Source organism: Companilactobacillus bobalius, assembly GCF_009764355.1.
Genome location: NZ_LNUA01000032.1, coordinates 651,906 through 667,387, shown reverse-complemented (window position 1 = coordinate 667,387; position 15,482 = coordinate 651,906). Strand labels below are relative to the sequence as shown.

Genomic DNA, 15,482 nt, shown 5'->3' with positions numbered 1-15,482 from the left:
CTCAGACCAAACGAATGCCGATGCCCCAGATAGAAACAATATAATTGTTACCAGTGGCCTCGGTTAATTTATGACGTAAATTGCTAATATGAACATTTAAAGTGTTGTCGGAACTTTCAAAGTATTCTTCATGCCAAACCATTTGAAATAGTTGACTTTTTTCATAGACTTGATGGGGATGGGCCAAGAGAATTTGTAGTAAATTGAATTCTTTTTTGGATAACACCAGTGGTTGGTTATTGGCAGTAACCTCATGAGTTTGGTCATTCAAAGTAATATTGTCATAGGATAATAAATGATTGTCGTCAGGTTGAGTCTGATTTCGTAATTGTACAGAAATACGAGCTTGCAATTCAGCAATATCAAATGGTTTAGTCAAATAATCATTAGCGCCGTCGTTAAGTAAAGCGACGGTTTTTTCTTTACTTTGAATGGCAGTCAAGACAATAATGGGAATTTGTGATTGATTACGAATGACTTTTAAAACACTTTCGCCATTGATCTGTGGCAACATTAAATCCAAAATAATCAAATCTGGTTGAACGTTTTTGAATTCATTGATGCCACTGACACCGTCAAGGGCTTTATAAATTAAATAATCATTTGAAAGAACATCGAATAGAAGCGCCTGAATATCTTCATTATCCTCAATTATTAATATTTTTGAATGCATACTTTAACCCCTAATTGTTTGTTAACTTAATTTTATCGTATAAAAAAGTTGGTTTCTTTAGAATTAATAATTAATTAAGGTTTATTTATATCTCAAATTAAGTAACGTTTTTTACTATATTAATTGAAGGGGAGGGATTGTTATGATGAAAACAATTCTATCAGTGAATAATATCAGCAAGTCATTTGGCCGTTATAAAGCCATCGACAATGTGAGTTTCAGTTTACAAAAAGGTGATATTTACGGTCTGATTGGTTCCAATGGTGCCGGAAAAACCACTATTATGCGTTTGATCACACAATTATCGCCACTCAAAGTTGGTGAAATTAAGCTATTTGATCAAAAAAATAATCAGCAAGCACTTAAACATGTGGGAGCCGTTATTGAGACTCCAGCCGCTTTTGGCAAATTGACAGTTCAAGAAAATTTGAAATTAGTTGCCATACAGCGTGGTATCAATGACTCTAAGAAGATTACAGAAATAATGCAATGCGTTGGTTTGACGGAAAAGGTTCATACGGAGGCTAAGAATTTGTCACTTGGTCAAAGACAGCGATTAGGGTTGGCAATCGCTATTTTGCCTGAGCCAGACCTACTGATATTGGACGAGCCAATCAATGGACTTGATCCATCAGGAATTATTGAATTTAGAAAATTATTAAAGAAATTAAATCAGGAAAAACAAATCACCATTTTAATTTCCAGTCATATTTTGACAGAGTTGTATCAAGTGTCGACACGATTCGGCTTTATCTATAATGGACAATTGATTAAAGAAATTACCAAAGAGGAGTTGGATAAGGCTAATCAATCTGGTCTTGTTTTGACAGTCGATGATGTTTCAAAAGCAGCACAAGTGATTGATCAAAAGTTTATGGAAAAATTCACGGTAGTTGACGATAAAAATATCTTGATCCATTCATTAGGGATTGATTCTTCTAAATTGAATCGAGAATTAGTTGAAAATGGTATCTCAGTTATCAGTTTAACTAAAGAGGAAAAATCATTAGAGGATTATTATACAAATTTGATAGGAGGGATTAAGAATGCTCAATCAATTAAGAACTGACTTCTATCGTTTGAGTCACACTTTGGGAATTTATTTAACATTACTCTTTGCTATTGGGTATTCAGCCGTTATTACTGGTAAAAATATTGTTGGTGGAATCATGGTCACGACTGATTCAATGGCAAAACTGGATTCATCAAAGCTTTGGACATTAAAAGACGGTATTAATGCCAGCACCTTATCATCAAGTCTTCTGGTATATGCTTTTATCGGTATTTTTGTAATGACAATTGGCTACGAATTTAGTCAAAAGACGTATAAAAATACATTGGTTTCAGGGATAACTCGAACACAATTTATTATTTCTAAATATTTGGTTATGTTAATAAATATTTTTGTGTTAAGCCTAGTCTACTTTTTTACTAGTATAGTTACAGGGATGTTATTATCTCGTTCTGTAGGTACGAGTTGGTCAAAATTGTTAGCAACAGTTTTTAAGACATCCTTAGTAATTGCCTTTTTCATTAGTGTGATTTTTGGTTTAGCCATTTTAGTATTACTTTTAACTTCGTCAATCGTAATTGGTTCAATTTTCATTGTGATTTGTCCAATTCTAGTAACAACAGTGCATAACATTGCTAATTGGAGTTGGTTAAAGTACTTTGATTTCTTCAGTGTTGCAATGAAGATTAGTTTAGGATTGATTCCTAATAATCAGTTGTGGAATTACATTTCAGTCAGCTTATTAGTACTTTTGGTTACCATTGTGTTGTCGGTAGTAGTGATTAGAAACAAGGAGATGTAATCTGACATGAAGAAGAAATACCTTATTGGAGTAGTGATGGTCATTGTTGTGGTAGGAATTTGGATTGTTAAAAGTCCTCACGAACTGACTACTACCCAGGTTTTGGAAAGGTTCAGTTGGGTTGTAAAACAAAATGGTGATAAAAAAGGTGTAGCAAAATTTACGAAATCAAAGATGAAATTGAAAAATGGTTTATATCAGCAAATTTACAGGTATAAAGTTAATTATGATGACGTATTAACTATTAAGAATGGTCAATATCGGGGAAGTTACGATATGAGAATGGAAGCAACAGATTATAAATTAGTTCCAAAAAAGCACGGTGTTTCATTATCATTGATTAGAAACGATTGATGAATATTACGAATAAAGGCAATCACATATTTAATATAATGTGGTTGCCTTTTTTGTATGAACAGACATATTTATTTTATTATTTTATATCTCGCAGTTATTGAACATGATATAGATTCAAATTTTGATCTTTATTGATATGACAATGAAATGCCGAAAAATTATATTTAAGTATTAATAAATATAATTAATTCTGTTGGGGATTTTTAAACTATTAAATTTCGTCAAATAAATGGGCCAAATAAACTTGAAAAAATGTCTTTCTTTATTTCGAAGTTATTGATAAATTCTAAGCATTAATGATGGAAGTGGAAGGAATAAACGTAATGGGAATTAAAAGATTTATGTCTCTAAGTCTGGCTGTAGCAGCATCATTATCAATTGTCGTGACAAACATTAATACAGTCTCAGCTGATGGTACCAGTTCTTTTATACCGTCAAAAAATAGTCAATCATCAATTACCGGATTTGCTAGTGGCGTAATGGTAAATGAAAAATCTATTCCACTATATGATGTTAATGGGAAGCAACTTCCACGTTTCTTAGGAGAAGGCACTTCGTGGCGAGTCGATATTCAAAATGCTGTTGGTGGAAATATCTATTATCGTGTGGGGAATAATGAATTTGTAAAGGGTGAACAAGTTGTTCTTTACAAGAATGATACAGGTAATATCAAGATTAGTAGTAAAACACCAGCAAGTCTTTATAACAGAAGTGGCGTTAGAATCTCACGTTCTTTAGCACCTAACACAATTTGGCATACTGATCGATTCATAACGATCAATGGAATTTCCTATGTAAGAGTAGCAACGAATGAGTATGTTCAAACGGGTGACTTTGTAGCAGTGGATTAAATTTTTGAATCTTAAAATAATATTTATTTGAATGATTAGGGAGAAAAATTATGTGCGGAATTGTTGGCTTTGTCGATGGAAAGATTGCCGATAAAAAACCAGTTTTGAATTCAATGATGGAAGCAATTAGACATCGTGGACCCAACAGTGCGGGGACACTTCAAGATAAGAATGTAGCGATTGGTTTTAGACGTTTGAGTATCATTGATGTTAATAATGGGATGCAACCAATCTACAATGAAGATAAAACAAAAGCTGTTGTTTTTAACGGTGAAATTTATAATTATGTAGAATTACGAGAAGAATTGAAATCTTTAGGACATGTTTTTAATACTTCTACAGATACAGAAGTATTGGTACATGGATTTGAAGAGTGGGGTATTGACGAGTTATTAAAGCAAATTCGTGGTATGTTTGTTTTTATCATTTATGATTTTGAATCAGGTGAGATCACTGGTGCAAGAGACTTTTTTGGAATTAAACCTTTGTACTATTACAATCATAACGGTACCTTTCTATTTGCTTCTGAAATCAAAGCATTTTTACGTCATCCTAATTTTGAAAAAGAATTCAATGAAAGATCATTGAAGCCGTTTTTAACTTTCCAATATTCAGCGACTGACGAAACTTTCTTTAAAAATGTTTATCGAATTCCTGAAGGTCACTATTTTACATTTAAGAATGGTCAATTAAAGATTGTTAAGTATTGGGATATGAAATTTTCTGAAGAGAATTTGTCGTTAGAGGATGCTGTAGATCAAATTGATCAGGCTATGCATGATTCGGTTAAAAAACATTCTGTTAGTGATGTGCCAGTGGGCTCATTATTATCTAGTGGAGTCGATTCCAGTTATGTGACAGCTATCTTTAAACCACAACATACCTATTCTATTGATTTTGATACGAATACCTATGAAGAAGGTAGCGCTGCTTCAGCGTTGGCTTCTAAATTAGGTTTGGAAAATACCAGAGGAATAGTAACTAGAGAAGAAGCTATCAAATCGATACCGTTGATTCAGTATCATATGGATGAGCCAGAAGCTAATCCATCTTGTGTTCCGTTATATTTTTTGACCAAATTGGCTAGTAAAGATGTGACAGTGATACTTTCTGGTGAGGGAGCCGATGAATTATTTGCTGGTTATGCTAACTACGGTTATCACTCACATTCCAAAGCAGTCCGAATTTTAGGAGAAAATTTAAAGAAGTTGCCAAAAGGAATAAGATACAATCTAGCACGTGGATTAAAACACGTTCCCAATTTTCAGGGTCGATTGCACTTATATGAATCAACTGCTAAGGCAGAAGAATTCTTTATTGGACAGGCCAGGGTTTTCAATGAAACTGAAGCTAAACAAATATTGAAGTCTGAGTATCAAGATTCAGAATCAGTTTCAGAAATAGTGATGAAGAGTTATCAAAAAGTTAGTCAATCTGAAGATGAAGTCAAGAAGATGCAATATCTAGATTTACATCAATTTATGACCAAAGATATCCTTTTGAAAGCCGACCGAATGAGTATGGCTAATTCAACTGAATTACGAGTACCATTCTTAGATACAGAAATGGCAGAGATAGCAGCGAAGATTCCTACTAAGCATCTGTTAAATAGTAAAGATAGTAAATATGCTTTGCGAGTAGCTGCCGAAAGAAATCTTCCTAAAGAATGGGCTAAACGAGAAAAATTAGGGTTCCCAGTTCCGATTAGAGATTGGATCAAAACAGATGATGTATATCTAGAATTTCGTAAATTGTTCTCAACTGATTTTGCTGAAAAATTCTTTGACCGGTCACTAATTATAAAAATGTTGGATGATTGTCATGAAGGAAAGAATGATGATCGTCGTAAAGTATGGACAATTTATATTTTCCTAATTTGGTACAAAGTATTTTTTATTGATGGTGGTAAGAAACCTGATGTTGATCCACAAGTACTACTTCAAGCGTAAATAAAAAGTCTAGTAAAGATGGAATTATTTTCCAAATTTACTAGACTTTTCTTATACGGATTTTTTACAAAAACTATAAATAGCTAGAATAATAAAGATTGCAACATAGATGATATAACCAATGGAAATCTGTGTTAATGATAGTTGAGTCATTTGATGAAGACCGTGACTTTGAATTTGTTCGCCAAGATTCATCATATTTAAGGGATTCCACTTGAGCCAATCGAATTTAGCAATTAATGCAAGTAACATTTGATTAAAGACGTTGATGACGAAGTAACCAATGATACCAATCATTAATGCAAGATTAGAACTATTGAGCAAAGTTCCTAATAGAATGACTAGACTCATTAAGAACAACAATGTTAGAAAGTTGTTGAGATTAGTTAGTAACCAAGTTTTCCAAATTTTATGGGTTAAATCGAGATTATTAGCAAAGATGAATTTGAATGCTAAGCTGACCAGTGAGTTACCTACAAAAAGTAAAATAGTGAAAGTTAATAATGTGATTATCTTACTAGTGATGATTTGAATGTAGGAAAATTTTCGATAGAGCAGAGAACGCAAAGTTCCAAATTGTCGTTCTTTAGTGATGACTGTACTACAGATGGCAATGATAAAAAATGTAATTAGGATAATAGCCATGTAATTGTTAAGAAAGGCGTCTTTATCGCTTAAGAATTTAGGGTACTTTTTGGAACAAAAGACGACTAGTAGTTGAAAAAGGAATAATCCGATTAAAAATATTTGCGTACTACGTTGCTTCATGAGTTTATAAGATTCTTGTCTAATTAATGTTTTCATGCTTATTTACCTTCACTATCTAAGACCTTCAAGAGTGATTCTTCGAGGTCTCCATCTTGTTGTTTAATATCGTTAATCGTGATGTTGTTGGACAACAATAGCTGTAAAAGATTGTTGATTGAAAAGTTATCGGTAATAGGAATTTCTAAAGCTGATTTATTTTCAACTTGATAATTATTTCTTAATAATAAGTCAGAAGCCATTTCATTGTTGCTGGTTTCGATTAAGTAGAATTTCTTATTAGCAGCTAAAAGATTGTCCATAGTTGTTGAAGTAACGATTTCACCATGATTGATGACAATCACATCGTCAGCGATACGTTGCAATTCACTAAGAATGTGACTGGAGATTAGGAAGGTAACACCATTCTGTTTTTCTTGGACGATTAGATCACGTAATTCTTTTGTAGCCTTAGGGTCGAGACCATTCATTGGTTCATCTAGAATGACAAACTGTGGGTTGTTTAAGAGTGCCAAACCAACGCCAAGTTTTTGTTTCATACCGAGTGAATAACCCTTAGTCTTTTGATCGGCAAAGTGATCCATTCTCAATTTATTGATAATACTGTTAACTTTTTGTTCACGATCTTTACCAGTGGAGAAGAGTCTAAGTTGTTCTCGACCGGTCAAATAAGGGTAGAGTCCTGGATATTCAATCAAGGCACCAACTGATTGTAGTGGTCGATGTTGATGTATGGAGACTTCCTTATCACTAATAGTGATTTTGCCATTGAAAGGTAAAATACCTAGGATAGCTTTCATAATAGTTGTTTTACCAGCACCGTTGGCACCAATCAAACCAATAATATGACCTTGTTGGACCGTGAAATTAATATTGTTCAATACCTTTTTGTTGCCAAATGATTTGTTTAAATCTTGGATTTTTAAAAGTGTTGTATTCAAAGAAATTCTCTCCTTTATTGTTCGCCTGTACCAGTACACTAATACAGTAAAACAATAATCACAAAATTTCAACAAGAATTAACAATTAAACTATAATTAGTTTTTAACTAATAAAATTAGCGATAGATTAAAATGGTGATATACTTATATTCATATTACTTAAAGGAGCTTTTTTATGGATATTTGGGAAAAATTATATTTAGCAGCGAAACCATTGTATAAGCCAGCCGAATTGAATGACTTTGTTTATGCAAACAATGTCGTCTGCGCTTTAGAAAGTAAATCCGGAAAAATTTATACGGGATATTGTATTGAAATGGCTTGTGGTACGATCAATCTTTGTGCAGAAAGAGTCGCTCTTTTGAACATGTTGCAAGACAGTGGCGAAATGGAAGTTAAGCGAATCATTGCGTTTAGAGATACACCACCATCAGGATTGGATGGATTACCATGTGGAACTTGCCGTGAAACTTTGATGGAATTCTCTAGCAATAATAAAGATACAGAAATTATGGTTAATTATGATAAAAGAGAAACTACTACACTAGGAGAATTGTTCCCTAATTGGTGGGGAAGCATTAAGACAAAATAGAGGCAAACAATGGGATCAAGAATTATGCATTACTCAATGGCAAAAGTATTGGCCGACAAACATGGATACAATCAAGAATTTTTATTAGGTAGTATTGCACCTGATGTTAATAAGGATTCTAAAACTCCCAAGGCATTGACACATTTTATTCACGGAAAAAGAAATATTTGTCCTGAATTATTTTTTGAAGAATATGGACCAAATCTAACACAATTTCAATTAGGATATTATTTACATTTATTGGGGGACAAATTGTGGCTAGAAACAGTCTTTAAAAAATATATTCTTAACAATAAAAGTTATCCTAAAGCAGAATTATTAGAGGAGTATTATGCTGATTTCACAGTACTAAATCATGATTTGATTCTAAGATATGGCTTGTCTGAACCAAACTTATCTTTCCCAATTGTTACCAATGTTAAAGAAATTGAAGATACTGATTTACCGCTATTAGTTGCTGAATTTAAATCAGATTTCACTGTGGCGAAGAATGAATCCTTAAAAGTATTCAATAAAAACGATATTTATCAGTATATAAACGATGGTATCAGGCTTTTTGAGTCAAAAAAGATTTGAGATAATGATGGCATTTGTGGCTTTTAAGATAAAAGCAGCTATAATTTTCATGGTTTTGTAGAATATAAACGTAGATTGATGGGAACCCCCTTACCTCCCACCAGTCGAAGAAGTGCTGAAATAAATATTTTATTTTCTCGATACATGTATTTTATAATGAACTCATTCTAATTGAATATTGTCTAGGGTGGAATCAGTAATTATGGCTTTGAATTAATGGTTCATCTAAAATACATAAATAAAACCTCTAACAACTAAACTATTCACAGTGGTATTTATTGACGCGCAACTGAAAATCTCGACCGATTGTAAAATTGGTCGAGATTTTTTTAGGAGATTATAATGAATAATAAAGTAGCAAGAATAATTTGGATCATCTGTATTTTAATAATTATGGGAGTTGTAGGAATTCCTAAGTTATATCAAAATTATCATTCAGCACCGTATTACAATTCCACTAATAAAACGATAATATTAGAGAATGAAAAAATTCATCGACTCAATAAATATCAAAAAAGACAATTTACAAAGATAGCAAAAAAGGCCATCAATGAAAAAGATGAACCTTTTAATTGGCAAAATTGTCGCATTAATTTACGAAATGTGTGTAAATTAAGTAATAAGCATGAATATAAAATAATTGTAGAAATTCGATCTACGCTTAATGTTAAAATTGTTAATTCGATGATCATTAAGTTAAATAACCGTGATCTAATTAATCCATATGATTTCTCAGTTAAAGAATATTCATCGGGCTCGCCAGGAATAGGAAAAGTATGAAGAAATGAAACTGTGTTGGGATTTTTATAAGATAAAATGAGGAGATTTTTATGGCAATACTTTTTATTCAATTACTTTTGTTTTTTTTGAATACTAAGGTGCTTATTAAGGATTTACGTTTTAAGAGAGTAGATTTATTTTACTTATTTGTTAATATACCCGTAATGTTTGTTTTGGCCGAGTATGGCCAATTGGCTACAATAATTGGAATGATGGGAACACTTTTGACATACTTGTTATTGTTAACAAAAAGTTTTAAGATTTCTATCGCCATTGCTGCAATAGATTACAGTATTGGAGTTTTATTAGATCATGTAATTGATATTATTTTTCGAATAATGAAATTAGGAAACTATAGTTGGTTTTATAACTCTTCAATATTAATTTGGGGAATAGTTTTGGCTGTAGGATTATATTATTTTCTACAAAGTGACCTAGAAAATAATTTGCAGAAAGATTATCAATTTTCTAGTACAGAAATAATTTTTACATCTATTATGCTGGTTGTAACAATGAGCTTAATTACTGTCACAGAAGCAATGAACGGTAACAAATTACAAAATGTTATTTATAATTTTGTAATTGTTTTACTCTTTGTTATTACTTTTATTGTTGTTCACATAGCTCGAACTAAAACGATAAATAAGGATTTGCAGTTGCGTGAACAAAAAGTTCGGAATGAGAGTACTAACCGATATCTTATTCAAATAGAACAACATTATAATGAATTGCGAAAATTTAGACATGAATATCAAAATACTTTATTATCTTTAGAGGAGTATTTAAGAACTGACGATTTTGAAGGATTAAAAAAATATTACAATAATTCTATTAAACCTATCTCAGTGGATTTGAATCAAGAAAAGTATAAGTTTGAGGATCTTAGTCGCATCGATAATAAGGAGATTAAAAGTATTGTTTTTAACAAGCTCTATGCTGCACAATTAGATGGTATTAAGGTATCATTTGAAGCTAAGGATGAGATTAAGAGTTTTCAAATGGATTCACTAGATTTAGCTTTAGCATTGGGAATTATCTTGGATAATGCGATTGAGGAAACGAGAGATCAAGAACATGGGACAATTCAAGTTGGCTTTATTAAAGAAGTTGCAGCGATTATAATCATTGTTCAGAATTCACTTATAAAAAATAATATTCCCGTTTGGAAAATGAAAGAAAGAGGCTTTTCTTCTAAAGGTTCTAATCGTGGGTTCGGTTTGAAAAATCTAAGCGAAATAATCAATCGGAACAACCGAGCAACACTAGAAACAATGAAATTGAATAATTATTTTTTGCAAAAGATAACGATTAATACGAAGGGATGATGCCAGTGATTGATATCTATGTCTGTGAAGACGATCCAAAACAATTGAGTCAAGTCGTTGAATATATTAAGAATTATCTTCTAATAGAGGATCTTGATATGAGAGTTAGAATCGCGACAGATGATCCTAATGAAATCTTGGATTATTTAAATAATAATGAGATTGATAAAGGATTGTATTTCATTGATATCGACTTAGGTGAGAATAAAATCAACGGCATTGAATTAGCTGCAGAAATTAGAAAAATCGATTTTGAAGGTAAAATTGTCTTTATCACGAATCATTCAGAAATGGTATTTTTAACCTTTAAGTATCAAATTGAAGCATTGGACTTTATTCTAAAAGATTATCCAGAAAAAATTCAAGGTCGAATTATTGAGGATATTGATCTTTGCAATAGGCAATTTGAAGAAAGTGCTTCAGATAGTGAGGAATACTATCAAATTAAAACCGGTGAACTAGTTCGATCAATTAAAGTCAGTGATATTTTGTTCTTTGAAAGTTCGCCTGTACCACATAAAGTAATTGTTCACTTGAAAGATGGACAATTTGAATTTTACAGTACGATTAAAAGAATTGAAGATGAGAATGAGTCCTTCTTTAGATGTCATAAATCTTATGTGGTTAACGTTGATAATGTTGAATCAGTCAATAAACATACACGTGAGGCTACCATGATAGACGGTGAAAAGGTTCTCTGTTCGGTGTTAGGCACCAGAACTCTAGTTAAATTAAAAAAATAAAACTTCAGTTGATCTTTTTTGATCAACTGAAGTTTTTTTATAAATTTACAGTAAACGCTTACTCGAAAGAACTATACTTAGTTTAAAAGGGGATGATGGTTTTGGAAGTTAGTTTTGGTAAGAAAATTAATTACGTACCATTACTGAGTTGTTTAGCATCAAGTATCATTATCGGCTATGCAATTTTTTTGATGTTCAATAATGTATCAATCAGTCTTCTGTAGGGAATTTTGTCTTTAGTAGTGATGATCATGATTTGTACTCTGAACTTAACTAAGAATTATGGATATTGGGAAGTTGATAAACAAAGTATTAGATACAGTGATCTCTCTAGCACCGGGCAAAAAGTAAAGGCAATACTCGTACCCAAGAAGACTAAAGAAAGTCTTATTAATTACTCTGAAATTGAAGCCGTTAAATTAGTGGCAACAGCAGGAATTAAGGCACCATCAATGGTAAAGGAAAGTGGTGCTCTTTTTGCTTATAGTCCGGATACTGTTTTGGACCGTTTCCCATCTGACTATTATCTGACAGTAAAACTAAAGAATGGATATGAAATTAATCTAGATTTATCCAGTTCTGTTTCCGATACGTCCGATATTGCGGAAATGATTGAAATAGTTGAAAAAGAAACTCACCAAGATGTTGCACTAGTGAGACAAGAGAACTAAATAGAAATCATAGAACGATTTAATTGTCCTATGATTTTTTGTTAATTGTATTGGATGAATAATGCAATACAGGAAAAGATAATTCTTGTCAATTTATATTGATAAATTTTTCAAAGAATAAATTACTAATTGTCTATATTGAAAAAACGGGAATTGTTATACTTATTGAATCAAGAGATTACTCGACGGGAGATTAATTAATGATTGAAATTGAGGATTTAAGTAAAAATTATGGAGATAAGAAGGCTTTGCAGCATTTGAATCTCAAAATTAAATCAGGAGAAATTTTTGGATTTCTAGGTCACAATGGTGCTGGTAAATCGACCACAATCAAAAATTTAGTCAGCATTATTGAACCAACTAGTGGTTCTATCAAAGTTGACGGTCTAGATTTACAAGAGCATCGTCAAGAAATCAAAGAGAAAATTGCCTATGTTCCTGATACCCCGGATATTTTCTTGCAACTAACAGCAGCGGAATATTGGGACCTTTTAACGTCAGCTTATAATTTGTCGGTAGCTGATGTACAACAGAGACGCCAAGAATTAGTAACTTTATTTAATATGTCTGAGCACGTTGATGAAACAATGACGAGGTTTTTTCCCGGTATGCGTCAAAAGACAATTATAATTGGAGCTTTGTTGCCTGATCCGGATGTTTGGATTCTAGATGAACCAATGCAAGGATTAGACCCTCAGGCAGCTTATGATTTAAAGCAATTGATGAAAAAACATGCGGCTAAAGGTAAAACAGTTATCTTTTCAACTCATAATTTAGATACAGCTCAACAATTGTGTGATGAGTTAGCAATTCTGAAAAAAGGTGTTTTGATCTATAACGGTTCAGTACAAAATCTTTTGGATCAGAATAACGATGAGTCACTTGAAGAAATCTACTTGAAAATGGCAGGTCGCCAAAATGGTGATGGCTTAGTTGATGATATTGAAGGTGATTCCCATGAATAAGGATCAATTCAAGAATCTGTTGGCTGTTAACTTGAGACTATTGAATCCTCAAGTAACCGACCGTTTGCGTAGGAAAGGTAAGAGTGGTGTTGAGTTAACAAATAAATTGAAGATGCAATTTTTGCTTAATGGACTGATATTTTTCCTTATTTACGGAACGGTAATGTTACCAATTAATTTAGTTGAATATCCTGATATGTTCACTTATTATGTCGTTTTATTTGTTCTGCTAGCTATTTCTCAAAGTATTTCCGGTATATACAGTGTTTTCTTTGCTGGTAAAGACTTAAACAATTATTTGCCATTACCTTTTAAACAAAAAGAGATCTTTCTCAGCAAGGTGACCGTAGTTGCCATGAATGTTATACCGTTTGTTTTTCCATTATTCATAGCCTTTTTTTCAACGGCATGGCATGCTGGAGTTATGATTCCAATAGCACTTTTGTTATCCGTAATAGCTTTTTGTATTATTTTGACAATAATTTTGTTTGCTTGTGCGATTATTGTCTTTGCCTTAACTAAAACTAAGATCTTCCGTAAACATCAAAAAATGGTTATGAACGGTTTAATGGCTGTTACTTTAGTAATTGCTATGGCCGGAATCCTTTTGGTGAATAATAGTGATTACATGGCAGGGAAGCATCAAGCTATCAATCCAATCATATTGCCACTTTTCAAAACTTTTGTAGAACCAATGTCAGTAATAAGCCTGTTGAACTGGGCGGGATTGATCATTGTGTTGCTGATTCTAGGTTTTATTTTGAAACGTTCTATCTTACCTCATTTAGGTAGTCAATTGACAAGTATTAATTCACAGATGTTGTCTGCTTCTGGTAAACGTAAGCACGTTGAGCGAAAGAATCTTAATGCTATTTTGGATGCTTATAATCGTCAAGTATTGAAAGAATCAAATATGTTATTACAGGTACTTGTTAATTCAGTTGCACTACCTTTGATTTTTATTATCAGTTTTGCATTCACACAAATCCCTAATGATTTACCTTTGAAATGGGTGGGAGTTTTCTTCGTTGGTGGATTAGCTTTTAGTGCTTTTACAACTAATTCGACGACAGTGGTTGCTAATATAATTTCTTTAGATCGAGGTAGCTTAGAATTTGTCAGTTCATTGCCAATATCAATGAAACAGTATTTAAAACGTAAATTTCTTTTAGGGTTTATTTTCCAAATAATAATTAATCTGGCATTGATCATAGTGATGATTATTGTGTGGAAATTGAATCTTTATTTGTCCTTATCTATGATTCTCAGTACTATTTGGGGAACTTATTTGGTAAGTTTGTACTATTTTAGTCGTGATTATCGTTTGCGTATAACAAATTGGACTAATGTTACAGAGTTATTTAATCGTGGTGGCGGAAATATGGCAATTGTTTTGAAGATGTTAATCGTCATGATTCTTAGTGTTGGTATCATAATACTTTATAGTTTTTTAATCGGTACTGGTAAACCGACATTTATAGTTAATGGGACAGCGGCCCTTCTAATAATTGCTTTATCATTTATAGTGGTAGAGCATTATCGTCAGAAATTTTGGCAAAAATTTGAATAGGAAGTAAAACTAATGTTGAGAGCAATCGTCATTGGTAGTCCGGGTGCTGGTAAGAGTACTTTTGCAAGAAAATTACGTGATAGAATTGGATTGCCATTATATTATTTAGATATGTTGTGGCATAAGTCAGATCAAACAACGCATACTAAAGTTGAATTTGATGCGACTTTGCGACAGATTCTACAAAAGGATAGTTGGATTATTGATGGAAATTATCAACGTACGATTGAAGAGCGTTTAAAATATTGCGATACCGTTTTTCTTTTGGATTATCCAGTTGACGTTTGTTTGGCTGGGGCCGAATCTCGTGTTGGTAAAACTCGTGAGGATTTGCCTTGGACAGAGACTAGTTTTGATCCTGAATTCAAGCAATTTATTGAAAATTTTGCTCAAGATGAATTGCCACAAATTTATACGTCAATCAATAAGTATAAAGATAAGGTAAACGTGGTTATTTTTAAGTCACGTGCCGAAGCCAATAATTATTTAGACCACATTTGAAAAAATGTGGTTTTTTGTTGCCATAAATCGAATATACAGTTACACTGTATATAGCTTAAAAATATAAAGCTGAACTGTATATTAAAAGGAGCTTCTCCTATGAGAAATAAAAACTTACCCTTAACTGAAACAGTTTATTACATTCTCTTAGTCTTGAATCAACCACTGCATGGATATGGGGCAATTCAAGAGATTGATCGACTGAGTAATGGGGATGTCAAAATAGCTGCCGGAACTATGTATGGAGCCATTGAGAATTTGTTAAAACTACGATGGATTAAAGAAGTTCCTAGTCAGGACAAACGTCGTCGGGTCTATCAAATAACTGAAGATGGCAAGAATATTTTGGAATTGGAAACACAAAGAATGCAACAACTGGTTAAAGTAGCAAATAAATTTGGATATTAGA

Annotated in this window: 19 protein-coding genes; 16 read left to right on the top strand and 3 right to left on the bottom strand. The window is 32.5% G+C overall.

All coding sequences use genetic code 11. The annotated features are described in order from the left end of the window. Window position 1: 1 nt before the first annotated feature. Entirely contained in the window at window positions 2-673 is a 672-nt protein-coding gene (locus ATN92_RS10335; protein WP_056952795.1) for a response regulator transcription factor, read from the bottom strand. 142 nt (window positions 674-815) lie between these two features. On the opposite strand from ATN92_RS10335, the gene ATN92_RS10330 reads away from it, so the two are divergent. The 5 genes from ATN92_RS10330 (at window position 816) to asnB (ending at window position 5,644) form a co-directional block, all read left to right on the top strand. Then, on the top strand, window positions 816-1,742 hold the full coding sequence (locus ATN92_RS10330) for an ABC transporter ATP-binding protein (protein WP_158106715.1): 927 nt from the start codon (window positions 816-818) through the stop codon (window positions 1,740-1,742). Beyond that, a complete protein-coding gene (locus tag ATN92_RS10325) occupies window positions 1,720-2,487 on the top strand; it encodes a DUF2705 family protein (protein WP_082604536.1) in 768 nt (255 codons plus the stop codon). The genes ATN92_RS10330 and ATN92_RS10325 overlap by 23 nt, the downstream gene beginning before the upstream one ends. A 6-nt stretch (window positions 2,488-2,493) precedes the next feature. Beyond that, entirely contained in the window at window positions 2,494-2,841 is a 348-nt protein-coding gene (locus ATN92_RS10320) for a hypothetical protein (RefSeq protein ID WP_056952791.1), read from the top strand. A 326-nt stretch (window positions 2,842-3,167) separates the two neighbouring features. Beyond that, the gene (locus ATN92_RS10315; protein WP_056952789.1) at window positions 3,168-3,695 is read left to right on the top strand and encodes an SLAP domain-containing protein; all 528 of its coding nucleotides are present in this window, start codon (window positions 3,168-3,170) and stop codon (window positions 3,693-3,695) included. 50 nt (window positions 3,696-3,745) lie between these two features. Further along, window positions 3,746-5,644, top strand: a complete 1,899-nt coding sequence (gene asnB / locus ATN92_RS10310) for an asparagine synthase (glutamine-hydrolyzing) (protein WP_056952788.1) — start codon at window positions 3,746-3,748, stop codon at window positions 5,642-5,644. A gap of 51 nt (window positions 5,645-5,695) precedes the next feature. On the opposite strand, the gene ATN92_RS10305 is transcribed toward asnB, so the two are convergent. Both ATN92_RS10305 and ATN92_RS10300 read right to left on the bottom strand, forming a co-directional pair. Further along, entirely contained in the window at window positions 5,696-6,448 is a 753-nt protein-coding gene (locus ATN92_RS10305; protein WP_056952786.1) for an ABC transporter permease, read from the bottom strand. 2 nt (window positions 6,449-6,450) lie between these two features. Continuing rightward, window positions 6,451-7,350 carry an ATP-binding cassette domain-containing protein gene (locus ATN92_RS10300; protein WP_056952784.1) on the bottom strand — a complete coding sequence of 300 codons (900 nt, stop codon included), beginning with the start codon at window positions 7,348-7,350 and terminating at the stop codon, window positions 6,451-6,453. 175 nt (window positions 7,351-7,525) lie between these two features. Between ATN92_RS10300 and ATN92_RS10295 the strand changes: the two genes are divergently transcribed. The 11 genes from ATN92_RS10295 (at window position 7,526) to ATN92_RS10250 (ending at window position 15,481) form a co-directional block, all read left to right on the top strand. Further along, window positions 7,526-7,942: a cytidine deaminase family protein gene (locus ATN92_RS10295; RefSeq protein WP_054643679.1), complete on the top strand. Its 417-nt coding sequence runs from the start codon at window positions 7,526-7,528 to the stop codon at window positions 7,940-7,942. Between the two features lie 9 nt (window positions 7,943-7,951). Further along, the gene (locus ATN92_RS10290) at window positions 7,952-8,518 is read left to right on the top strand and encodes a hypothetical protein (protein ID WP_056952782.1); all 567 of its coding nucleotides are present in this window, start codon (window positions 7,952-7,954) and stop codon (window positions 8,516-8,518) included. 342 nt (window positions 8,519-8,860) lie between these two features. Then, on the top strand, window positions 8,861-9,298 hold the full coding sequence (locus ATN92_RS10285) for a hypothetical protein (protein ID WP_056952780.1): 438 nt from the start codon (window positions 8,861-8,863) through the stop codon (window positions 9,296-9,298). A gap of 50 nt (window positions 9,299-9,348) precedes the next feature. Then, window positions 9,349-10,623: a GHKL domain-containing protein gene (locus ATN92_RS10280; RefSeq protein WP_056952778.1), complete on the top strand. Its 1,275-nt coding sequence runs from the start codon at window positions 9,349-9,351 to the stop codon at window positions 10,621-10,623. Between the two features lie 5 nt (window positions 10,624-10,628). Then, entirely contained in the window at window positions 10,629-11,366 is a 738-nt protein-coding gene (locus tag ATN92_RS10275) for a LytR/AlgR family response regulator transcription factor (protein WP_056952999.1), read from the top strand. A 101-nt stretch (window positions 11,367-11,467) separates the two neighbouring features. Next, window positions 11,468-11,590, top strand: coding sequence for a hypothetical protein (locus ATN92_RS19095; protein WP_256970539.1), 123 nt, complete (start codon window positions 11,468-11,470; stop codon window positions 11,588-11,590). 6 nt (window positions 11,591-11,596) lie between these two features. After that, window positions 11,597-12,037, top strand: coding sequence for a hypothetical protein (locus ATN92_RS10270; protein WP_143444152.1), 441 nt, complete (start codon window positions 11,597-11,599; stop codon window positions 12,035-12,037). A 200-nt stretch (window positions 12,038-12,237) separates the two neighbouring features. Next, complete coding sequence (locus ATN92_RS10265) at window positions 12,238-13,002, top strand: ABC transporter ATP-binding protein (protein WP_158106714.1); 765 nt, start codon at window positions 12,238-12,240, stop codon at window positions 13,000-13,002. Further along, entirely contained in the window at window positions 12,995-14,572 is a 1,578-nt protein-coding gene (locus tag ATN92_RS10260) for a permease-like membrane multi-spanning protein (protein ID WP_056952772.1), read from the top strand. The genes ATN92_RS10265 and ATN92_RS10260 overlap by 8 nt, the downstream gene beginning before the upstream one ends. 12 nt (window positions 14,573-14,584) lie before the next feature. After that, entirely contained in the window at window positions 14,585-15,073 is a 489-nt protein-coding gene (locus ATN92_RS10255) for a P-loop NTPase family protein (protein ID WP_056952771.1), read from the top strand. Window positions 15,074-15,172: 99 nt separating this feature from the next. Beyond that, window positions 15,173-15,481 (top strand): PadR family transcriptional regulator, encoded by a 309-nt coding sequence (locus tag ATN92_RS10250; protein ID WP_056952769.1) that lies wholly within the window; start codon window positions 15,173-15,175, stop codon window positions 15,479-15,481. The last annotated feature ends 1 nt before the right edge of the window (window position 15,482 follow it).